Annotated in this window: 19 protein-coding genes; 15 read left to right on the forward strand and 4 right to left on the reverse strand. The window is 57.4% G+C overall.

Going from position 1 to position 20,032, the window contains the following annotated elements; all coding sequences use genetic code 11:
* Nucleotides 1–19: 19 nt before the first annotated feature.
* Nucleotides 20–640: a 30S ribosomal protein S4 gene (gene rpsD / locus ACR0MP_RS15510; RefSeq protein ID WP_170392466.1), complete on the forward strand. Its 621-nt coding sequence runs from the start codon at nucleotides 20–22 to the stop codon at nucleotides 638–640.
* Nucleotides 641–760: 120 nt separating this feature from the next.
* Here the strand turns inward: rpsD and ACR0MP_RS15515 are convergent, their stop codons facing one another.
* Nucleotides 761–1,222 carry an Lrp/AsnC family transcriptional regulator gene (locus tag ACR0MP_RS15515; protein WP_170401903.1) on the reverse strand — a complete coding sequence of 154 codons (462 nt, stop codon included), beginning with the start codon at nucleotides 1,220–1,222 and terminating at the stop codon, nucleotides 761–763.
* Between the two features lie 103 nt (nucleotides 1,223–1,325).
* On the opposite strand from ACR0MP_RS15515, the gene ACR0MP_RS15520 reads away from it, so the two are divergent.
* From ACR0MP_RS15520 to ACR0MP_RS15535, 4 genes are all read left to right on the forward strand, one after another.
* Nucleotides 1,326–2,741: an aminotransferase class V-fold PLP-dependent enzyme gene (locus ACR0MP_RS15520; RefSeq protein WP_170401901.1), complete on the forward strand. Its 1,416-nt coding sequence runs from the start codon at nucleotides 1,326–1,328 to the stop codon at nucleotides 2,739–2,741.
* A 64-nt stretch (nucleotides 2,742–2,805) separates the two neighbouring features.
* On the forward strand, nucleotides 2,806–3,891 hold the full coding sequence (gene hisC, locus ACR0MP_RS15525) for a histidinol-phosphate transaminase (RefSeq protein WP_480887177.1): 1,086 nt from the start codon (nucleotides 2,806–2,808) through the stop codon (nucleotides 3,889–3,891).
* Nucleotides 3,888–4,808: a prephenate/arogenate dehydrogenase family protein gene (locus ACR0MP_RS15530; RefSeq protein ID WP_170401899.1), complete on the forward strand. Its 921-nt coding sequence runs from the start codon at nucleotides 3,888–3,890 to the stop codon at nucleotides 4,806–4,808. Before hisC ends, ACR0MP_RS15530 begins: the two co-directional genes overlap by 4 nt.
* Complete coding sequence (locus ACR0MP_RS15535) at nucleotides 4,805–5,626, forward strand: extensin family protein (RefSeq protein WP_170401898.1); 822 nt, start codon at nucleotides 4,805–4,807, stop codon at nucleotides 5,624–5,626. The genes ACR0MP_RS15530 and ACR0MP_RS15535 overlap by 4 nt, the downstream gene beginning before the upstream one ends.
* On the opposite strand, the gene ACR0MP_RS15540 is transcribed toward ACR0MP_RS15535, so the two are convergent.
* Nucleotides 5,623–6,624: a DUF2125 domain-containing protein gene (locus ACR0MP_RS15540; protein WP_170401896.1), complete on the reverse strand. Its 1,002-nt coding sequence runs from the start codon at nucleotides 6,622–6,624 to the stop codon at nucleotides 5,623–5,625. The genes ACR0MP_RS15535 and ACR0MP_RS15540 overlap by 4 nt on opposite strands.
* A gap of 67 nt (nucleotides 6,625–6,691) precedes the next feature.
* Here ACR0MP_RS15540 and ACR0MP_RS15545 point away from each other — a divergent pair, with 67 nt between their 5' ends.
* From ACR0MP_RS15545 to ACR0MP_RS15555, 3 genes are all read left to right on the forward strand, one after another.
* Entirely contained in the window at nucleotides 6,692–7,222 is a 531-nt protein-coding gene (locus ACR0MP_RS15545; protein ID WP_170392457.1) for a gamma-glutamylcyclotransferase, read from the forward strand.
* 68 nt (nucleotides 7,223–7,290) lie between these two features.
* Nucleotides 7,291–8,469, forward strand: a complete 1,179-nt coding sequence (locus ACR0MP_RS15550) for a biopolymer transporter ExbB (RefSeq protein WP_170392455.1) — start codon at nucleotides 7,291–7,293, stop codon at nucleotides 8,467–8,469.
* A gap of 3 nt (nucleotides 8,470–8,472) precedes the next feature.
* Nucleotides 8,473–10,152, forward strand: coding sequence for a peptidoglycan -binding protein (locus tag ACR0MP_RS15555; protein ID WP_480887179.1), 1,680 nt, complete (start codon nucleotides 8,473–8,475; stop codon nucleotides 10,150–10,152).
* An 87-nt stretch (nucleotides 10,153–10,239) separates the two neighbouring features.
* Here ACR0MP_RS15555 and clpA read toward each other — a convergent pair whose 3' ends face one another.
* A complete protein-coding gene (clpA, locus tag ACR0MP_RS15560) occupies nucleotides 10,240–12,564 on the reverse strand; it encodes an ATP-dependent Clp protease ATP-binding subunit ClpA (protein WP_480887180.1) in 2,325 nt (774 codons plus the stop codon).
* Between the two features lie 173 nt (nucleotides 12,565–12,737).
* Complete coding sequence (gene gloB / locus ACR0MP_RS15565) at nucleotides 12,738–13,505, reverse strand: hydroxyacylglutathione hydrolase (protein WP_170735613.1); 768 nt, start codon at nucleotides 13,503–13,505, stop codon at nucleotides 12,738–12,740.
* Nucleotides 13,506–13,566: 61 nt separating this feature from the next.
* Here gloB and ACR0MP_RS15570 point away from each other — a divergent pair, with 61 nt between their 5' ends.
* The 7 genes from ACR0MP_RS15570 (at nucleotide 13,567) to ACR0MP_RS15600 (ending at nucleotide 19,933) form a co-directional block, all read left to right on the forward strand.
* Nucleotides 13,567–14,301, forward strand: coding sequence for a methyltransferase domain-containing protein (locus tag ACR0MP_RS15570; protein ID WP_170401881.1), 735 nt, complete (start codon nucleotides 13,567–13,569; stop codon nucleotides 14,299–14,301).
* 302 nt (nucleotides 14,302–14,603) lie between these two features.
* Nucleotides 14,604–15,164, forward strand: a complete 561-nt coding sequence (locus tag ACR0MP_RS15575) for a F0F1 ATP synthase subunit delta (protein WP_170392445.1) — start codon at nucleotides 14,604–14,606, stop codon at nucleotides 15,162–15,164.
* On the forward strand, nucleotides 15,165–16,703 hold the full coding sequence (gene atpA, locus ACR0MP_RS15580) for a F0F1 ATP synthase subunit alpha (RefSeq protein WP_170401878.1): 1,539 nt from the start codon (nucleotides 15,165–15,167) through the stop codon (nucleotides 16,701–16,703).
* A 15-nt stretch (nucleotides 16,704–16,718) separates the two neighbouring features.
* Entirely contained in the window at nucleotides 16,719–17,597 is an 879-nt protein-coding gene (locus ACR0MP_RS15585) for a F0F1 ATP synthase subunit gamma (RefSeq protein WP_170401874.1), read from the forward strand.
* A gap of 20 nt (nucleotides 17,598–17,617) precedes the next feature.
* Complete coding sequence (gene atpD, locus ACR0MP_RS15590) at nucleotides 17,618–19,042, forward strand: F0F1 ATP synthase subunit beta (protein ID WP_039537698.1); 1,425 nt, start codon at nucleotides 17,618–17,620, stop codon at nucleotides 19,040–19,042.
* Between the two features lie 12 nt (nucleotides 19,043–19,054).
* Entirely contained in the window at nucleotides 19,055–19,465 is a 411-nt protein-coding gene (locus tag ACR0MP_RS15595; protein WP_170401872.1) for a F0F1 ATP synthase subunit epsilon, read from the forward strand.
* A gap of 117 nt (nucleotides 19,466–19,582) precedes the next feature.
* A complete protein-coding gene (locus ACR0MP_RS15600) occupies nucleotides 19,583–19,933 on the forward strand; it encodes an H-type lectin domain-containing protein (protein ID WP_170401869.1) in 351 nt (116 codons plus the stop codon).
* Nucleotides 19,934–20,032: the final 99 nt, after the last annotated feature.

Raw genomic sequence — 20,032 nt, forward strand, 5'->3', positions numbered from 1 at the left:
CTAAAGAAGGAGATCAGCCGTGACCAAACGCACGTCTGCCAAGTACAAAATCGACCGCCGGATGGGCGAAAACATCTGGGGTCGTCCGAAATCCCCGGTTAATCGTCGTGAATACGGCCCCGGCCAGCATGGCCAGCGCCGCAAGGGCAAACTGTCTGACTTCGGTCTGCAGCTGCGTGCCAAGCAGAAGCTGAAAGGCTACTACGGCGACCTGACCGAGAAGCAGTTCCGCCGCATCTATGCAGAAGCCGAACGTGTCAAAGGCGACACCGGTGAAAACCTGATCGGTCTGCTGGAGCGCCGTCTGGACGCTGTTGTTTACCGCGCCAAGTTTGTTCCGACCGTGTTCGCCGCACGTCAGTTCGTGAACCACGGCCACGTTAAAGTGAACGGCAAGCGGGTCAACATCCCGTCCTACCGCGTCAAAGAAGGCGACGTTATCGAAGTGCGTGATAAGTCCAAGCAGTTGGCCGTTGTCCTGGAAGCTGTCGGCTTGGCCGAGCGTGATGTGCCTGACTACATCGACGCCGACCACTCGAAAATGACCGCGACCTTCGTGCGTGCACCGGGCCTGAGCGATGTGCCTTACCCGGTTATGATGGAACCGAACCTGGTCGTCGAATTCTACGCGAAGAACTAATCTTCGCCGACCTGTTGAGTTTAAGGGCCGCGCTTTCAGCGCGGTCTTTTTTTTTATGGGGCTCTGCCCCAGTCGCTGCGCGACTCCCCCGAGATATATTTGGCCAGATGAAGAGGCGGATCAGATAGGAAGCGGGCGACTTTCGGCAATGGCCTCCATTGCGAAATAGGAGGTGACGCTGTCCAGTTCGATCTTATCGATGAGGCGTTGATAGACTTTGTCGTAAGAGGCCATATCTTCTGTAACGACCTTGAGTTGATAGTCATAGTCGCCGCCAATGCGATGGAAATCGACCACTTCAGGAATGGTCAGGACATGACTGCGAAAGGCCTGCAACCATTGGGCAGAGTGGTGGCGCGTGCGCAGCATGACGAAAACCACCAGATTCAGCCCAAGCTTTTCACGCGCGATGCGCGCCGTAGAACCTTGCAGGACACCTGTGTCGTTCAAGGCCTTTATTCTTCGCCAGCAGGCATTTTGGGACAGGCCGACCCTATCTGCCAATTCTCGCTGGGAAAGTGTTGCGTCTTTTTGCAGTTCCTTCAGAAGACGCGTGTCAATTTGATCTAATTTTTTCTCCATATAAACTCATATGACACAAAACTCGGACATATAAAGCATAAAATTGTGAGGTTTCCACAGGATGGATCAATCATATTGGAGTTAGCAATATGGAGCCTGTGTTATGACCTTGTCCAACTTTCGCGCAGAAATTCAATCTGCTGCTCACGGAAATACTCTGCGTGATGGGCTGATCGGTGAGGGGGTACTCATCCCGGGTCTGCATGGGGACGTGCCGCTTGTGTATGCGGACTACGTTGCCTCGGGTCGCGCGTTGCGACAGGTCGAAAATTTCGTGGCTGAGCATGTGTTGCCGTTCTATGCCAACAGCCACACCGAAGCCTCCTATTGCGGTTCCTATATAACCCGTTTGCGCCGCGAGGCGCGGGCCGAGATCGCCTGCATAGTTGGCGCCAAGGAAGAGGACGCGGTGATCTTTACCGGGTCTGGCGCTACAGCGGGTCTTAACCGGCTGGTTAGTCTGCTGGGAGTGCAAGAGGCTAATCAGCCGGTCGTTTTGATTGGTCCGTATGAGCATCATTCGAACATTCTGCCGTGGCGTGAAAGCAAGGCGCGGGTAATCGAGATTCCAGAAGCCGTTGACGGCGGTCCCGATATGCAGGCGCTAAAGGCGGCACTGGTAGAGCACGCAGATTCCGATCTTGTGATTGGGTCATTCTCAGCGGCGTCAAACGTCACCGGCATCATCACCGACTCTGATCCAGTGACGCGGATGCTGAAAGAGCATGGTGCGCTTGCGGTATGGGACTATGCGGGTGGTGGACCTTATTTGCCAATGGACATGGGGCCGGAAGATGCGCGGAAGGACGCGATCGTTGTCTCTCCGCATAAGTTTCCGGGTGGGCCGGGGGCGTCGGGTGTTCTGGTCGTTAACCAATGCGTTGTGAAGCGGACGTGTCCGAGTTGGCCCGGAGGTGGGACTGTCAGCTTTGTCTCGCCTTGGCGGCACGACTACAGCGCCGATCTCGCGACGCGGGAAGAGGCGGGTACACCAAATGTGATCGGAGACATTCGTGCGGCCCTGGCCTTCATTGTCAAGGATGCGGTCGGAACGGATGAAATCGCACAGCGTGAGGCGCAGTGTAACCGCATGGCGTTGGATGGGTGGTCCGACAACCCACATCTGACATTGCTAGGTGCCGAGAATGCACACCGCCTGCCGATATTCTCGTTCCTCGTGTGTGATCGGAATGGGCAGCCGGTGCATCAGCAGCTGTTTACCCGGATGCTCAGCGATATCTACGGCATCCAGGCACGTGGCGGCTGTGCCTGTGCCGGACCCTATGCGCATCGTTTGCTGGGCATTGATCGGGCAACGTCGGAAGAATTGCATGCGGCCCTGTCGGAGGGTGAGGAAATGAAGAAACCGGGTTGGGTGCGGTTGAATTTCTCTTACCTCATGAGCGAAGAGACCGTTCAGTTCATTATCGACAGCGTTAACGAGCTGTCGCGCCGGACCGAGGAGTTCGTCCCATTCTACAATGCCGATCCGGCGACGGCGCGCTTCAAAGCGGCGTAAGATAATTGCCGCTTTTCTCAACCCGTTGAGAAAGGTATGAGGGGCCAAGCTAGTGGAGCCCCTCATGAACCAGATCACACCTCAACCCGGCATAATGGACATCGCGCTGTATCAGGGCGGACAGTCGCATGTTGACGGTGTTGCGGATGTCATCAAGCTGAGTTCCAACGAAAACCCGTTTGGGCCAAGTCCCAAGGCGATCGAAGCGGTGCGCGAAAGTGCCGTTTCGCTGCATCGTTATCCCAGCACCGATCATGCCAGCCTGCGCGCCGCAATTTCTGAACGGCACGGACTGGATGCCAATCGGGTCATCTGCGGTGTCGGCAGTGATGAAGTGTTGCAGTTCGTAGCGCAGGCCTATGCTGGTCCGGGTGATGAGGTGATTTATACCGAGCATGGATTCTCCATGTATCCGATCATCGCGCGAATGGCGGGCGCGACCCCGGTCATGGTGCCCGAGAGGGATCGCCGTGTAGACGTAGATAGCATCCTTGCCGCGGTCACTGGGCAGACACGGATTGTCTTTGTGACCAATCCGGGAAATCCTACTTCAACCATGGCCTCTGACGCCGAATTGCAGAGGTTGGCGGATGCATTGCCAGCCAATTGCCTGATGGTGCTGGATGGTGCGTATGCCGAATTTGTCGATGGTTTCGATGGAGGCGCAGGGCTGGTGGACCGGTTTAGCAATGTCATCATGACCCGGACGTTTTCGAAAGTGTACGGTCTAGGTGGGATGCGCGTTGGCTGGGGCTATGCGGCGAAAGAGATTATTGATGTGCTGAACCGCGTTCGTCAGCCGTTCAACCTATCGCTGACGGCTCTTGCGGCGGCCGAGGCCGCCGTGCGGGATGAGGAATATCTGCGGTTCTGCCTGTCTGAAAATGCACGCCTCCGGATTTGGTTGTCTGATGAACTGGCGAAGGTCGGCGTTTCATCCGATGTGTCATGCACGAATTTCATCCTCGCCCGTTTTGCTGACAGGGCCGAGGCGGAAGCCTGCGATGACTATTTGAAAACGCAGGGTTTGATCGTGAGGCGGGTCGCGGGCTACAACCTGCCAAACGCGCTGCGGATCACCGTAGGTGACGAATTCGCCTGCGGCCGCGTGGTTGCAGCGATTACTGCGTTCAAAGGGGGCGCTGCATGAGCCAGATTTACGACCGTGTTGCGCTGATCGGGTTGGGCCTGATTGCATCGTCCATGTTCTGGGCGATCAAACGGGCTGGGCTTGCGGGGGAAGTGACGGGCTATGCGCGATCCGAGGCAACCCGCGAGACGGCGCGCCAGATCGGCCTTTGTGACCGGGTTTGCGAGACCGCGGAAGAGGCGGTCGAAGGTGCTGATCTAGTGGTTTTGTGTGTCCCCGTTGGCGCAATGGGACCTGTGGCGCAGCAGATTGCGCCGGTTCTGAAATCCGGTGCCACCGTTTCAGACGTGGGGTCGGTAAAGCGTCACGTGATTGACGCCGTCTCACCCCACATACCCGATAGCGTTCATTTCATTCCGGCACACCCTCTGGCCGGGACCGAGCATTCCGGGCCTGAATCGGGATTCGCCGAACTGTTCGACAACCGTTGGTGCCTGTTGGTGCCGGTCGAAGATTCCGACCCGGATGCAATCGCTCGCCTGCGGGCTTTGTGGGAGGGTCTGGGATCGAATGTCGATGAGATGGACGCCGCGCATCATGATTTGGTGCTGGCGGTCACCTCGCACGCACCTCACCTGATTGCCTATACGATGGTGGGAGTTGCGGATGATCTCCGGCGGGTTACAGACACCGAAGTCATCAAGTATTCGGCAGCTGGTTTCCGCGATTTCACCCGCATCGCGGCTTCGGACCCGACGATGTGGCGTGATGTGTTTCTGACCAACAAAGACGCAACGCTGGAGATTCTGGGCCGGTTCACGGAAGAGCTCTTTGCGCTACAGCGGGCCATCCGAACAGGTGACGGAGAGCAATTGTTCGACTACTTTACGCGCACACGGGCGATCCGCCGCGGCATCATTGATGCGGGCCAGGATACGGATGCGCCAGATTTCGGGCGGGGAAAAAAATCGACATGAGAAAGATCGGTTGCAGCCATTTGATTTTCTGCGTTGCTTTGGCGGCAACGACTGCAAATGCGGCGGCGCCTGAAACTTCTATTGTGCCGTTGACGCGCCCGGAAACCACCCAAGCGATGGTGGCAATCGTCACCCCCAACATCCGGCCGGTGCTACGGCCCGCTTCGCCGCAGGTAACGGCCGCTGCAGCCCGTCCCGCTGAATTACCATTGCTCGGGCCCGAGTATTCGATCCGCCCGTTTGTGCGCCCAGAAGAATTGGAACAACGCGTCTTTCTTAAGAAACGCAAGCTGCGTAAGGGTTCAGTCTGTGGCGATATCGATATTCAGGGTAAGCCGGTTGGACGTGTGAAGGGCAAGATCAAAGCCTGCGGGATTAAGGATGCAGTGCAAATCACCTCAGTATCGGGGGTCGGGCTGAGCCGCCCAGCGACGATGGATTGCGGCACTGCACAGGCGCTGAATAATTGGGTCGACAAAACTGTAAAGCCCACGTTCAAACGCCGAGGTCCGGTGGTCGAGCTACAGGTCGCCGCGCATTACGCCTGTAGAACACGTAACAACCGTAAAGGGGCGCGGATCTCTGAGCATGGTAAAGGGCGCGCCATCGACATTTCGGGCTTCAAGATGGCCGATGGTGAGGTGGTGACGGTTCTAAATGGCTGGCGCAAAAATCCGTCCAAGAAGCAACTGACCAAGGTTTGGCGCGGCGCGTGTGGGCCATTTGGCACGGTTCTCGGACCAAACTCTGATCGCTACCATCGGGATCATTTCCACCTAGACACCGCGCGCTACCGCAGCGGCACCTATTGCCGTTAACGCAGCACCAGTCTCGGGGCAGGACCAAGGGGCAACGGACCTAAGGCGACGAACCCATCTCGGAAATTCAGCTGTAAATCCAGCGCATTTGGATTGCCGCCCAATCCGGCCATGAACCCCAATGCGCGGGTTACCGGATCAACCGCCTGATCGGGCAGCGCACCTGCGGCGTTTGCCATCGCAATCATGTCGCGCCAATTCTCGGCCTTCATCGCGATTTCACCCGTTGGAATGCCCTGTTCGTCAACTTCCAGTTCGCCGGTGGCGAACAGACGCAGCTCACCCCATTTCATTTCTGCCAAACGCAGATCAATCGCAACGGGTTGGGGGCGACGCTGCTCAAGTGCGGTGCGGTCCCAGGGTTTGTCGAAAGTGACAAACATATCCATTTCCAGCGTTTCGAACGATTGCGGCAGGGTCGATGCTGAACGCATCAGGCGTCTCAGATCATCGCCGGGGGTAAATCCGTCGATCTTCGCAGTAATCCCATAGCTTTCGGGCGCTCCAGATTGCTCCATCACAAGGCTCAGCGACTGGCCTCCGGCTTGCGGATCACCTTCGGTTGTCAGCAGCCAGCGCTTTGAGGTCAGCGCCATTTTCTCGAGCACCAGCGCGACACCGGGTTGGAGCTGCAATTCGGCTTGTAGCGCTTCGGCCTGAACGGTCGTGGTCTGGTCGAAATAGGAAAGGCGCTGCGGCGTACTGGCAAAGCGCAGCATCTGGCGGCCGGGCCAGATTGCTGGGCTTTGGAACTCGACCCAGTCCGCACTCCACGCCGTTCCGTTGACCGGATCGGCCAAAGCGGGATTATTCAGGCGTGTGATGTGCTGAAACGGATATCCGGCCGTCGACACGTCCGAGAATTCGGCCTGCCAGCCCAGTTCTTGCTGTCGGTCAAACCAACCGGTCAGGGCGTTTCGCAGACCATAACCGGCGACAAACCAGTAGGCGCTCCACGCGAGGGCGATAAATACGAAAACGCGTACCAGACGGCGCATGATGAATGGCCCTTTTTCCTGCCTCGGATTTGATGTTTATAGGGCCAAACGGGCAAGGACCAGTGCAATGACGATGTGGGTATTCGGATATGGATCGCTGCTGTGGAACCCGGGCTTTCCGGTGGCACGCAGCGAACGCGCTAAATTGCACGGATATGCGCGGTCGTTTTGCATGCGCTCTATCCACCATCGCGGCACGGAAGAAGACCCCGGTTTGGTATTGGCGCTGGACGAACAGCCAGACGCGCATTGCACTGGATTGGCGCTTGCTGTCGAGGCAGGTCACGAAGAGCGCACTTTGGCTGAATTGCGTGAGCGTGAGCTGATCTCGTCAGCCTATCTGGAGCGGATGCTGGACGTGCATCTGGACTGCGGGCAGATCGTAAATGCAGTGACTTACGTCATCGATGCTCACCACGTTCAGTATTGCGGTGGTCTTCCATTGGAAGAGCAGGCTCAGATCATCGCCCACGCGGTTGGCGGACGTGGGCCAAATACCGAATATCTCTACAATACTGCCTCGCACTTGACCGAGATCGGACTGCACGACCCTGATCTTGAGTGGTTGTCGCAACGGGTGCGGACAATCAGCGCATAAACTCTTGGCGTCACGGGGCGAACTTCGATAGGTTCAGCCCAGAGCAGACAATACCAGGAGCCACGCGCATGGCGCAGGCACAACAGGGCGTGAGACCACATTTCTCACAACCGATCCGTCAGATTTTGATGATGCTGATCGCAATAGGGCTGTCAGGACTTGGCGTGTTCATGGCGTTGCCATATGTGCTGCCGGTTATTCAGGCCAATCTGTATCTTAACGGGTTCATTTTGCTGGTCTTTGTCATCGGTGTCGCTGCCTGTTTTCTGCAAGTCACACAACTGATCGGATCGGTTCGTTGGATCGAAGCCTTTGCCGGAGGGGTCGAACGTGACGATGTGCGCCCGCCGCAACTGCTTGCCCCACTGGCGTCGTTGTTGAGGGAACGCGGGGCGCGGTCTCAGATCAGCTCTAGCTCTACCCGATCGATCCTCGATTCCGTCGCCGAACGGGTCGAAGAAGAGCGCGAGATCACCCGCTACATCACCAACGTGCTGATCTACCTTGGCCTACTGGGGACATTTTTTGGTTTGGCCACCACTGTCCCCGCCATCGTTGATACGATCCGCAGCCTGAACCCGCAGGAAGGTGAAGAAGGTCTGGCCGTCTTCAACCGTCTGATGACAGGATTGGAAGCGCAGCTGCAGGGCATGGGCGTTGCTTTTGGGTCGTCATTGCTGGGTCTGGCCGGATCCTTGATCGTCGGTTTGCTGGAACTATTCGCGGGCCATGGCCAGAACCGGTTCTATCGCGAATTGGAAGAATGGTTGTCCTCAATCACCCGCGTTGGCTTTGCTGCGGGCGATGAGGGCGGCGCGGAACTGGCCGTGCTGACCCCAGTACTGGACGCCATGTCTGAACAAATGGATGCACTGCAGGACATGTTCTCGGCGCAAGAAGTTGATCGTACGAACGTCTCGACCAAACTGGGACATTTGGTCGATGTCATCGGGGAAATGAACCAGCGTCAGGCCCAGACCGAAGGTGTTACGGCTGCGCTTGAACGTGTGGCGCTGGGGCAGGACGCTTTGTTGGATCACATGCGCGAACATGGCGCGGGCGAGGGGATTGATGCGGAAAGCCGCATGCGCCTGCGGTCAATGGATGTTCAGTTGCTGCGTATACTCGAAGAAATCTCCGCTGGTCGTCAGGACAGCATGAACGAACTGCGCAAGGATTTTGAGCTGCTGGTCAAAGCGTTGACTTTGCCACGGGGCGCCGTACGTACCCCCCCGGAAGGAGAGTAACCCATGGCGCTGTCCCGCCGCACAGGTCAACGGTTTTCGGGCTCGGTCTGGCCCGGCTTCGTGGATGCGATGACGGGATTGTTGATGGTGCTGACCTTTGTGCTGACCATCTTCATGGTCGTGCAATTTGTGCTGCGCGAAACCATTTCAGGTCAAGAGGATGAACTGACTGCGCTGTCCGACGAAATCGCCGCGCTGGCCGGGGCGCTGGGGCTGGAAGAGCGGGAAAACAGCCGTCTTCAAGCGCGTCTTGGGAACTTGAATGCAACGCTTAATCAGGTCGAAGATGATCTGGCGCAGGCACAAACCCGCATAACCGACTTTGAAGCACAGGTCGCGGCTTTGCTGGCTGATCAGGCGCGTGCGCAGGGGGATATCGCCGCGCTAGAAACGCAACGCGATGAGTTGCTAAATGAACAAGATGCCTTGAATTTGGCACTTGCTCAAAGCAGACAAGAAATCGACGCACAGGCTGAAGCCGCCCGCCTTGCCGCGGCTCGACGCGAAGCACTTGAAGCTCTCGTCGCCGAACTTGAAACCAGCGAAGATGCACAGGCAGCTCAGATATCCGAGCTAGAACAGCAACTGACCGAGGAAGAAGCCGCGCGTCTGGCCGAAGCCGCCGCTGCTGAGGCGTTGCGTGATCGATTGCAGAATGCAGATGCCGAACTGACAGCGATGACCTTGGCGCTGGAAGCGCAGCGAAAGGAAGCAGAGGATACCCTGACTTTGCTAGCTGCGGCACAGGCTGCCAAGGCAGAGCTTGAGCGTCAGTTCGGTGAGATCAATGCCGAAGAACTGAGGGAACAACTGCAGGCGGCGCTGGATGCCCAAACCCAAGCACAAGCAAATGAAGCTGAACAAAGGTCGCTGGCCGAGGAGCGCGCGGCGCTGCTGGCGCTCGCCCGAGAGGCGCTTGTATCGGAACAGGAAATCTCGACCGAAGCGCAACGTCAGACCGCGCTGCTTAATCAGCAGATGGCAGCCCTGCGCAGCCAGTTGGGATCGCTGCAGGCTTTGTTAGACGATTACGAAGAACGTAATACCGCCGCCGAGATCCAGATACAGACGCTGGGCCAGGATCTGAATGCCGCTCTAGCGCGCGCAGCCTCGGAAGAACGCCGTCGCCGACTGCTGGAAGAGGCTGAACGTATTCGGCTGGAAGCCGAGGCCGAGAAACTGGCGGGCCAAAATCAGGAACTAGCCGCACAGGCCGAGGATTTGCAGCGCTATCGCTCGGAATTCTTCGGGCGGCTGCGCGATGTGCTGGGTGATCAGGATGGCGTGCGCATCGAAGGTGACCGTTTCGTGTTCTCGTCTGAGGTGTTGTTTGCCACCGGGTCCGCAAACCTGTCTGCGGAAGGTCGTCAGGAGGTTGCCAAAGTTGCCAATATCCTGCGAGGCGTTGCCGCAGAAATACCCGAAGGGTTGAACTGGGTCATCCGTGTCGATGGTCACACCGACAATGTGCCACTTGCAGGAAGCGGACGATATCGCGACAACTGGGAGCTCAGCCAGGGTCGTGCCCTTTCTGTGGTGCGCTACATGGTTGATGCGCTGGGCATTCCACCTGATCGTTTGGCGGCAAACGGGTTCGGAGAATTCCAGCCCGTTAATCCCGCCGACACACCCGAGGCGCGCGCCCAAAACCGTCGGATCGAGTTGAAGCTGACAGAGCGGTAAGGCTGGTTCGAACCGCTGTGGATTACCTGCCAAACAAGAAAAACGCCCACCGAGAAGGCGGGCGTTTTTCGTCATAGAGGCTGTAGGTTAGTCCGCAGTCAAAAGCGGGGGCTTGTCGCCCGGAATGCGGGGCTGATCGGGGCCCAGGATTTCCAGATTCAGCTCGCCCTTCTTCATCGAGACACGGACCACGCCGCCTTTGGCCAGTTTGCCGAACAGAAGCTCTTCGGCGAGGGGCTTCTTAATGTGTTCCTGAATGACGCGGCCCAGCGGGCGCGCACCCATTTTGTCATCATACCCTTTGTCGGCCAGCCATTCGGCGGCTCGGGGTGTCAGATCGATGGTCACGCCGCGATCCAGCAACTGAGCCTCAAGCTGCAGGACAAACTTTTCAACCACCTGCAGAATGACCTCTTTCGGCAGCGGCGCAAATGAGATCACGGCGTCCAGACGGTTGCGGAATTCCGGCGTGAACATTCGCTCGATCGCGGCAGTGTCCTCGCCTTCGCGGCGGTCGCGGGCAAAGCCGATCGCGGCCTTAGCCTGTTCCTGGGCCCCTGCATTCGAGGTCATGATCAGCACCACGTTGCGGAAGTTCACAGTGCGCCCGTTATGGTCGGTCAACTCACCATGGTCCATCACTTGCAACAGGATGTTGAACACATCCGGATGCGCCTTTTCGATCTCATCAAGCAGCAGCACACAATGCGGATGCTGGTCGACGCCATCGGTCAACAGACCGCCCTGATCAAACCCGACATAGCCTGGGGGGGCACCAATCAGTCGGCTGACCGCGTGCTTCTCCATGTATTCCGACATGTCAAAGCGCAGCAGTTCAACGCCCAGCGTATCCGCCAGCTGTTTTGCCACCTCGGTTTTACCCACACCGGTGGGACCGGCGAACAGATAATTTCCAATGGGTTTTTCAGGCTCACGCAGACCGGCACGGGCCAGTTTGATTGCGCTGGATAAGGCTTCGATGGCTACATCCTGACCAAACACCACCCTTTTCAGCGAGGTTTCGAGATCTTTCAGTACCTCGGCATCGTCCTTGGTGACGTTTTTGGGCGGAATGCGCGCGATCTTGGCGACCACGGCTTCGATCTCTTTCACGCCGATAGTTTTGCGGCGTTTGCTTTCGGCCAACAGATGCTGCGCTGCCCCAGCCTCATCGATTACGTCGATGGCCTTGTCGGGCAGTTTGCGGTCGTTGATATAGCGCGCCGACAATTCGACCGCCGTTTTGATGGCGTCCGCGGTGTATTTGATCGAGTGATGCTCTTCGAAATACGGCTTGAGACCGCGCAGGATTTTCACGCTGTCCTCGACCGAGGGTTCGTTCACGTCGATTTTCTGGAACCGGCGGCTCAGCGCGCGGTCTTTCTCGAAATGCTGACGGAATTCTTTATACGTGGTCGAACCCATGGTGCGCAGCTTGCCGCCCTGCAACGCAGGCTTCAGCAGGTTCGATGCATCCATTGCACCTCCTGACGTCGCCCCCGCACCGATCACCGTGTGAATTTCGTCAATGAAGAGAACCGCATCGGGATGCTCTTCCAACTCGGTAACGACGGCTTTCAAACGCTCTTCGAAATCGCCGCGATAACGGGTTCCTGCAAGGAGCGCGCCCATATCCAGCGAGTAGATGGTGGTTTCCGACAACACGTCGGGGGCCTCACCGGCCACAATCTTATGAGCAAGACCTTCAGCAATGGCGGTTTTACCAACACCGGGGTCACCCACCAGCAATGGGTTGTTTTTGCGCCTGCGGCACAGCACCTGAATGCAGCGTTCGACCTCGTCCGAGCGTCCGATCAAGGGATCAACATCCCCGGCCCGCGATTTGGCGTTCAGGTCTACGCAATATTTACCAAGTGCGCTTTCTTTCTGCTCTGCATCACCGGATGTCGTCTGCGCCTCTTCTTCGGCTTCATCTGCACCTGTCACAGGCCGGTTTTCACCATAGGCTGGGTCTTTTGCGACACCATGTGCGATAAAGTTCACCGCGTCATAGCGCGTCATATCCTGTTCCTGCAGGAAGTAGGCTGCGTTACTTTCGCGTTCCGCAAAGATCGCGACCAGAACATTGGCCCCGGTCACTTCGGTGCGGCCGGAACTTTGAACATGGATCGCGGCGCGCTGAATGACACGTTGGAAGGCAGCTGTGGGCACAGCTTCGGATCCATCGATATCGGTGACTAGATTAGAAAGGTCTTCGTCGATGAATTCGACCAATGTGCTGCGCAGCTCATCAAGATCGACGCTGCACGCTTTCATGACGCGCACCGCATCGGGTTCTTCCAGCAGCGCCAGCAGCAGATGTTCTAGCGTTGCAAATTCATGTCGCCGTTCATTCGCCGCCGCAAGGGCCGCGTGGATGGCTTGTTCCAGTGTGCTCGAGAATGAAGGCACGCGGGTGCTCCTCTGTATTGGGCCGGAAGGGGCAGGCTGCAGGCCGGAACCCCATCCCAACCATGTCCTCATACTATTAGAGTTTGGTTGATCCCGCCCCGGCTTCAAGGGTTTTCTTTCACTTGACAGTCACATTTGTTGTGACCGTGGCCGTGATTGGGGCTTGAAACGGGTTAAAAGCTGTCTTTTTGGGCTCGAATTTCGGCGAATACGGACACGGGATCAGAGTTTTCCATGCCCAGATGGGCCTGAATCGCCGGATCAGTGGCCCTTAGAAACGGATTTGTCGCCTTTTCCAGGCCTAAAAGCGAAGGCACAGTGGGTTCTCCGGCAGCGCGGGCGCGATTAATATCGGCCACGCGGTCAAGCAAGGCTGGGTTGTCGGGATCGATGGTCAGGGCGAACTTGGCGTTTGCCTGTGTGTATTCGTGGCCTGAGCACACGATTGTTTCATCGGGCAGGGCCGCCAACTTGCTGAGAGAGGCCCACATTTGCGCAGGCGTGCCCTCGAACAATCGCCCACATCCCAGCGCCATCAGGCTGTCAGCGGTGAATACAACGCCAGTTTGGCGCATGTAGAATGCAATGTGCCCAATTGTGTGCCCGGACACATCAAGAACCTCGACCGGCTCACCGCCGATATAAAAAGTGTCACCTTCAACCACCGCCTGATCGAGTTTTGGCAACCGATGCTCATCTGCTTTTGCGCCGATCACACGCGCGGGCTGTTTCGCCCGAATGTCGCCCAGCCCGTCCACATGATCCCAATGATGATGGGTCAGCAACACATGGCTTAGCTGCCAGCCGCGCGAATCCAGTTCGGCCAGAATCGGAACTGCCTCTGGCGCATCGATCAAGGCAGTCTCACCGCTGGCCGGATCATGGGCTAGAAAGGCGTAATTATCGCTGAGGCAAGGAATGGTAACGATCTCAAGAGGCATGGCCTTTTGCCCTTTCATTGCTAGACTGCGCCCAGCTAAGCCGATTGACCGGGTGTCCGCAATGCATCTTGATGTGCAGGATCTGAGGAATTTCTACTATCGCAGCACCCTGGGTCGCGCGGCCCAGGCAGCGATCCGTGGTCGGTTGGTGGATCTTTGGCCCGAAGCCAAAGGGCAAACTGTGGTCGGATTTGGTTTTGCCGTACCTTTATTGCGGCCTTACCTCAAAGATGCGCGTCGTGTGATTGGTCTTATGCCTGGTCCGCAGGGTGTAATGCCGTGGCCTGCGGGGATGCCCAATGTTTCCGTTCTGACCGAAGAGACGATGTGGCCAATCGAAACTGGCCATGTGGATAAACTCGTGGTGATGCATGGTTTGGAAACTTCAAACCGACCCAGCCAATTGCTGGAAGAATGCTGGCGCGTTCTGGGGCCCGGAGGGCGTGTGCTATTTGTCGTACCGAACCGGGCCGGGCTTTGGTCGCGCTCAGACCGGACGCCGTTTGGCTTTGGGCAGCCCTATTCAACGACCCAATTGGAAAACCAATTGCGAGCGCACCACTTCGTCCCCGAAAACCATTGCTCGGCGCTTTACCTGCCGCCTTCGTTCCGTCGGTTCTGGCTAAAATCAGGTAGCCTGATCGAGAAGACTGGACAACGCATCCCAACCGTCATGGCCGGAGGCGTGCTTATGGTTGAGGCCAGTAAACTCATTCGCCCGCCTAGCGGAAGCGTTACTAAAGACACAGCGAAGCGCCCGATCAAAGCGTTGGATGGTTTGTTGAAGCCTGCGTGACAGTCCGGCGCATTTTGAACGGAAAAAATGCGGGAAAAAGGTCACAGGAATCGCAAAAACCTGCATATTCGTAACATTTTTCAACTGCCCCAATCGGTCCAAAGGGTCGCAGTTGGGTTAAGTGTATGAAAAATAATAATTTGTGGATAAAACTGTTACCGCTATAGCGTATTGCTTGGTTGGAACACCTCTGCTACATCCCCGGTGATTTTGATCCCCGCCCTAAATGGACGGGGTTTCCTCACGCCCCAAGGTAGCGGCCGCTACTCAAAATCGGGGCCTCAAATATCGGAAGGGTGGACGTGTCCGAACCAGCTTCGATTTCCACTGGCATCGCCGAGCGCTATGCCACCGCGATCTTCGAGATCGCTAAAGAGAATAATGACCTTGCAGGTCTGGAAACCGGAATCAACGATCTGGCAGCAGCATTGGGTGACAGCGCTGAATTGCGCGACCTGATCGCATCGCCTTTGGTTTCGCGCGCCGAACAGGAAAGCGCAATCACTGCTGTTGCTGACAAGATGGGCCTACATGCCATCCTGCGCAATACGTTGGGTCTGATGGCGCAGAAACGTCGTCTGTTCGTTGTACCGCAACTGGTGCAGGTTTTGCGCGACATGCTGGCTGACGAGCGTGGCGAGGTGACCGCCGATGTCGCCTCGGCCAAGGCGCTCACCAAGACCCAAATGGATAAACTGTCCAAGACGCTGTCCGAGCGTGTGGGCAAGACCGTGACAATCAATGCGACCGTTGATGAAAGCCTCATCGGCGGTCTTGTCGTTAAAGTGGGCTCGAAAATGATCGATAGCTCGATCCGTTCGAAGCTGAACTCCCTACAGAATGCAATGAAAGAGGTCGGATAAATGGGAATCCAAGCTGCAGAGATTTCTGCAATCCTGAAGGACCAGATCAAGAATTTTGGTCAGGAAGCCGAAGTGGCCGAGATCGGCCGCGTGCTGAGCGTCGGTGACGGGATTGCCCGTGTATACGGCCTGGACAACGTGCAAGCGGGCGAAATGGTCGAATTCCCCGGTGGCATCATGGGCATGGCCCTGAACCTGGAAAGCGACAACGTTGGTGTCGTTATCTTCGGTTCTGACCGTGACATCAAAGAAGGTGACACTGTTAAGCGCACCAACTCGATCGTGGACGTTCCGATCGGTGACGAGTTGCTGGGCCGCGTTGTTGACGGTCTGGGCAACCCGCTGGACGGCAAAGGCCCGATCAACGCGACCAAGCGTGGCGTTGCAGACGTTAAAGCGCCGGGCATCATTCCGCGTAAATCGGTTCACGAGCCGATGGCAACGGGCCTGAAATCGGTTGACGCAATGATCCCAATCGGCCGTGGCCAGCGTGAGCTGATCATTGGTGACCGTCAGACCGGTAAAACCGCCGTTGCTCTGGACGCGATCCTGAACCAGAAAGTTTACAACGACGCAGCAGGCGACGACGAGTCGAAGAAGCTGTACTGCGTGTACGTTGCGATCGGTCAGAAGCGTTCGACCGTTGCTCAGCTGGTGAAGAAACTGGAAGAGTCCGGCGCGATCGACTACTCGATCGTTGTGGCGGCAACCGCGTCCGACCCGGCACCGATGCAGTTCCTTGCACCTTACGCCGCAACCGCGATGGCCGAATACTTCCGCGACAACGGCCGCCATGCGCTGATCATCTATGATGACCTGTCGAAGCAGGCTGTGTCCTATCGTCAGATGTCGCTGCTGCTGCGCCGTCCACCCGGACGTGAAGCCTATCCTGGCGACGTTTTCTACCTCCACTCGCGTCTGTTGGAACGTTCGGCAAAGCTGAACGAAGACTTCGGTGCGGGCTCGCTGACCGCTCTGCCGGTTATCGAAACTCAAGGTGGTGACGTTTCGGCGTTTATTCCGACCAACGTGATCTCGATCACCGACGGCCAGATCTTCCTGGAAACCGAACTGTTCTATCAGGGTATCCGCCCCGCCGTGAACACCGGTCTGTCGGTTTCGCGTGTGGGCTCCTCGGCTCAGACCGACTCGATGAAGTCGGTTGCCGGTCCAGTTAAGTTGGAACTGGCTCAGTACCGCGAAATGGCTGCCTTTGCGCAGTTTGGTTCTGACCTCGACGCCGCGACCCAGCAGCTGCTGAACCGTGGTGCGCGTCTGACCGAGCTGATGAAACAGCCGCAGTACTCGCCGCTGACCAACGCTGAAATCGTCTGCGTAATTTTCGCCGGTACCAATGGTTACCTCGATAAGATCGACGTGTCCGATGTTGGTCGTTACGAAGCTGGCCTGCTGGCGCATCTGCGTGGCAAGCACGCGGATCTGCTTCAGTGGATCACGGACGAAGATCCCAAGATCAAGGGTGACGCTTCCGACAAGATCAAGGCTGCGCTGGACGAATACGCCGCAACCTTCGCTTAAGGGAGAGGCGGGCATATGCCAAATCTTAAGGACCTTAAAAACAGGATCGAGTCGGTCAAATCGACCCGCAAGATCACCAAGGCCATGCAGATGGTCGCGGCTGCAAAACTGCGTCGCGCCCAGGAATCTGCCGAAGCCTCGCGTCCCTATGCCGAGCGGTTCAATGCCGTGATGGCGGGGCTGGCGGCTTCGGTCGGGGGCAGCGACAGCGCCCCCAAGCTGCTCCGTGGCACGGGCAGTGATGATGTCCATCTGCTGGTTGTCATGACAGCTGAACGCGGCCTGTGTGGCGGCTTCAACTCGAACATCGCCAAGCTCGCTCGCCAAAAGGCGGACGAGTTGCGCGCCAAAGGCAAGACGGTCAAGGTTTTGACCGTCGGCAAAAAAGGTCGCGACGCGCTCAAGCGTGATTTTAGCGATCTGTTCGTTGGACATATCGACCTGAGCGAGGTCAAGCGTCTGGGGTATTCCAACGCGCAAGACATCGCCAAGGACGTCCTGTCCCGCTTTGACGGGAGTGAGTTCGACGTTGCCACGATCTTCTACTCGAAGTTCGTCAACGTTGTGACCCAGATCCCGACGGCACAGCAGGTCATCCCCGCCTCGTTCGAAGACGAAGCGACGGGTGACGACAGCGGTGCGGTATTCGACTACGAGCCCAGCGAAGAGGCCATCCTGGCCGACCTGCTGCCCAAGGGGGTTGCCACCGCGATCTTCTCGGCTCTGCTCGAAAACGGAGCGTCTGAACAGGGTGCACGGATGTCCGCAATGGACAACGCGACACGCAACGCGGGTGAGATGATCGACAAGCTGACGATCCAGTTCAACCGCTCGCGTCAGGCCGTGATCACCAACGAGCTGATTGAAATTATTTCCGGCGCCGAAGCGCTGTAGAGACATACCGGAGACGAAACATGGCGAATGCAAAAGGCAAAGTCACACAGATCATCGGGGCCGTCGTCGACGTGCACTTCGAAGATCAGCTGCCTGAAATTCTGAACGCGCTGGAAACCACCAACAACGGCAAGCGCCTGGTGTTGGAAGTTGCTCAGCACCTGGGTGAAAACACCGTCCGTACCATCGCGATGGACGCGACCGAGGGTCTGGTCCGCGGCGAAGCCGTGACCGACACTGGTGCACCGATCTCGGTTCCGGTTGGTAACGCCACTCTGGGCCGCATCCTGAACGTGGTTGGCGAGCCGATCGACGAAAAAGGCCCGGTTGAAGCAACCGAAGCCCGTGCGATCCACCAGCCCGCACCGACTTTTGACGAACAATCGACCGAGTCGGAAGTTCTGGTAACCGGCATCAAGGTTGTTGACCTGCTGGCCCCATACGCCAAAGGCGGTAAGATCGGCCTGTTCGGCGGCGCCGGCGTTGGTAAAACCGTTCTGATCATGGAACTGATCAACAACATCGCAAAAGTGCACTCGGGCTTCTCGGTGTTCGCGGGTGTTGGTGAACGGACCCGTGAAGGCAACGACCTGTACCACGAGATGATCGAATCGAACGTTATTAAACCGGACAACCTGTCGGAATCGCAGGTGGCCCTGGTTTACGGTCAGATGAACGAACCTCCGGGTGCGCGTGCGCGTGTTGCTCTGACCGGTCTGACCCTGGCCGAGCAGTTCCGCGACCAGTCCGGTACTGACGTTCTGTTCTTCGTCGACAACATCTTCCGCTTCACGCAGGCGGGTTCCGAGGTTTCGGCTCTGCTGGGTCGTATTCCTTCGGCGGTGGGCTACCAGCCGACCCTGGCCACCGACATGGGTGCCCTGCAGGAACGCATCACCTCGACCAAGTCGGGCTCGATCACGTCCGTGCAGGCGATCTACGTGCCTGCGGACGACCTAACCGACCCGGCGCCAGCAACCTCGTTTGCTCACTTGGACGCGACCACCGTTCTTAACCGTGCGATCTCGGAAAAGGGTATCTACCCGGCGGTTGACCCGCTCGACTCGACCTCGCGTCTGCTCGACCCGGCCATCGTTGGTGAAGAGCACTACAAGGTCGCAACCGACGTTCAGCAGATTCTCCAGCGCTACAAGTCGCTGCAGGACATCATCGCCATCCTCGGCATGGACGAACTGTCGGAAGAGGACAAACTGACCGTGGCACGTGCCCGTAAGATCGAGCGCTTCCTGTCGCAGCCGTTCGACGTGGCCGAAGTCTTCACCGGTTCGCCGGGCGTTCAGGTTCCTCTGGATGTGACCATCGCGTCGTTCAAAGCGGTTGTTGCTGGCGAATACGATCACCTGCCCGAAGCGGCCTTCCTGATGGTTGGCGGCATCGAAGAAGTGATCGCCAAAGCGGAGAAGATGGCCGCAGAAGCCGCCTAAGGAGTATCCCTGATGGCAAACACGATGCAATTCGACCTCGTCAGCCCCGAGCGGAGCCTTGCTTCGCTCGAGGCCACCGCGGTCCAGATTCCCGGCGCGGACGGGGACATGACGGCAATGCCCGATCATGCCCCCACAATTACAACTCTGCGCCCGGGCATCCTGAAGGTCGAAGCACCCCAAGGCTCCAGCGAATACCTGGTCACCGGTGGGTTTGCTCAGATCAATGGTGATGGCCTGTCGGTTCTGGCCGAAAAGGCCATTCCGGTTGCCGAAGTAACACGTTCGCATCTGGACGATCTGATCGCCGAGGCCCGCACCTCGCACGAGGCGGCCAAGGCCGGTGACGATCAGACGATCGTCGACGATGCTGCCAAGTTGCTGGCTGACATGGAAGCCCTAGGAACGCATATGAGCCTGTAAGGGTTCATGACATTCTGATCACTTGGAACGGCCCTGTATACGCGGGGCCGTTTTTTTGTCGTGATTTTGCCATTCGCTGAAGTTAAGCTGCAGGAATTGAACAATAAAAGACGATAGATGAAAAAGTTTCAAACCCATCCCATCGGCATTGATCAGGGCGAGGAGGTCTTGTTTTCCGATTTCGCCGATGGTGGCGTGATGTGGACTGGTGAGGGCCCGCGAGAGCGTCGCGTAAGCGTCCGTTTTTCAGAAGTGTTCCGCTCTGTGCCAATCGTCCAGATAGGCGTGGTGCTTTGGGATGTGGATACGTCTTCCGCTTTACGCGCTGAAGTTCAGGCCGAAGATATAACGCCGGAAGGATTCAATGCGGTGTTTCGCACCTGGTCTGATACGCGTATCGCCAGAATTCGGGTGAATTGGACCGCAATTGGAGATGTTTCGCATGAAGACGATTGGGACATCTCGTGAAGCAGGCCTGTTCGTGACATAAGATTGCGCACCTTCGCGCGTCGTCCCATAAAGAAGACTGGCCACCCCAAATAGCGGCTAACGCAACCGGAGGATCAT

It is taken from the genome of Ruegeria sp. K3 (assembly GCF_056531845.1).

What these genes read in the sequence shown, in the direction of transcription:
- ACR0MP_RS15515 (WP_170401903.1), bottom strand. Translation starts at nt 1,222, where the DNA reads ATGGAGAAAAAATTAGATCAAATTGACACGCGTCTTCTGAAGGAACTG.
- ACR0MP_RS15520 (WP_170401901.1), top strand. Translation starts at nt 1,326, where the DNA reads ATGACCTTGTCCAACTTTCGCGCAGAAATTCAATCTGCTGCTCACGGA.
- hisC (WP_480887177.1), top strand. Translation starts at nt 2,806, where the DNA reads ATGAACCAGATCACACCTCAACCCGGCATAATGGACATCGCGCTGTAT.
- ACR0MP_RS15530 (WP_170401899.1), top strand. Translation starts at nt 3,888, where the DNA reads ATGAGCCAGATTTACGACCGTGTTGCGCTGATCGGGTTGGGCCTGATT.
- ACR0MP_RS15535 (WP_170401898.1), top strand. Translation starts at nt 4,805, where the DNA reads ATGAGAAAGATCGGTTGCAGCCATTTGATTTTCTGCGTTGCTTTGGCG.
- ACR0MP_RS15540 (WP_170401896.1), bottom strand. Translation starts at nt 6,624, where the DNA reads ATGCGCCGTCTGGTACGCGTTTTCGTATTTATCGCCCTCGCGTGGAGC.
- ACR0MP_RS15545 (WP_170392457.1), top strand. Translation starts at nt 6,692, where the DNA reads ATGACGATGTGGGTATTCGGATATGGATCGCTGCTGTGGAACCCGGGC.
- ACR0MP_RS15550 (WP_170392455.1), top strand. Translation starts at nt 7,291, where the DNA reads ATGGCGCAGGCACAACAGGGCGTGAGACCACATTTCTCACAACCGATC.
- ACR0MP_RS15555 (WP_480887179.1), top strand. Translation starts at nt 8,473, where the DNA reads ATGGCGCTGTCCCGCCGCACAGGTCAACGGTTTTCGGGCTCGGTCTGG.
- gloB (WP_170735613.1), bottom strand. Translation starts at nt 13,505, where the DNA reads ATGCCTCTTGAGATCGTTACCATTCCTTGCCTCAGCGATAATTACGCC.
- ACR0MP_RS15570 (WP_170401881.1), top strand. Translation starts at nt 13,567, where the DNA reads ATGCATCTTGATGTGCAGGATCTGAGGAATTTCTACTATCGCAGCACC.
- atpA (WP_170401878.1), top strand. Translation starts at nt 15,165, where the DNA reads ATGGGAATCCAAGCTGCAGAGATTTCTGCAATCCTGAAGGACCAGATC.
- ACR0MP_RS15585 (WP_170401874.1), top strand. Translation starts at nt 16,719, where the DNA reads ATGCCAAATCTTAAGGACCTTAAAAACAGGATCGAGTCGGTCAAATCG.
- atpD (WP_039537698.1), top strand. Translation starts at nt 17,618, where the DNA reads ATGGCGAATGCAAAAGGCAAAGTCACACAGATCATCGGGGCCGTCGTC.
- ACR0MP_RS15595 (WP_170401872.1), top strand. Translation starts at nt 19,055, where the DNA reads ATGGCAAACACGATGCAATTCGACCTCGTCAGCCCCGAGCGGAGCCTT.
- ACR0MP_RS15600 (WP_170401869.1), top strand. Translation starts at nt 19,583, where the DNA reads ATGAAAAAGTTTCAAACCCATCCCATCGGCATTGATCAGGGCGAGGAG.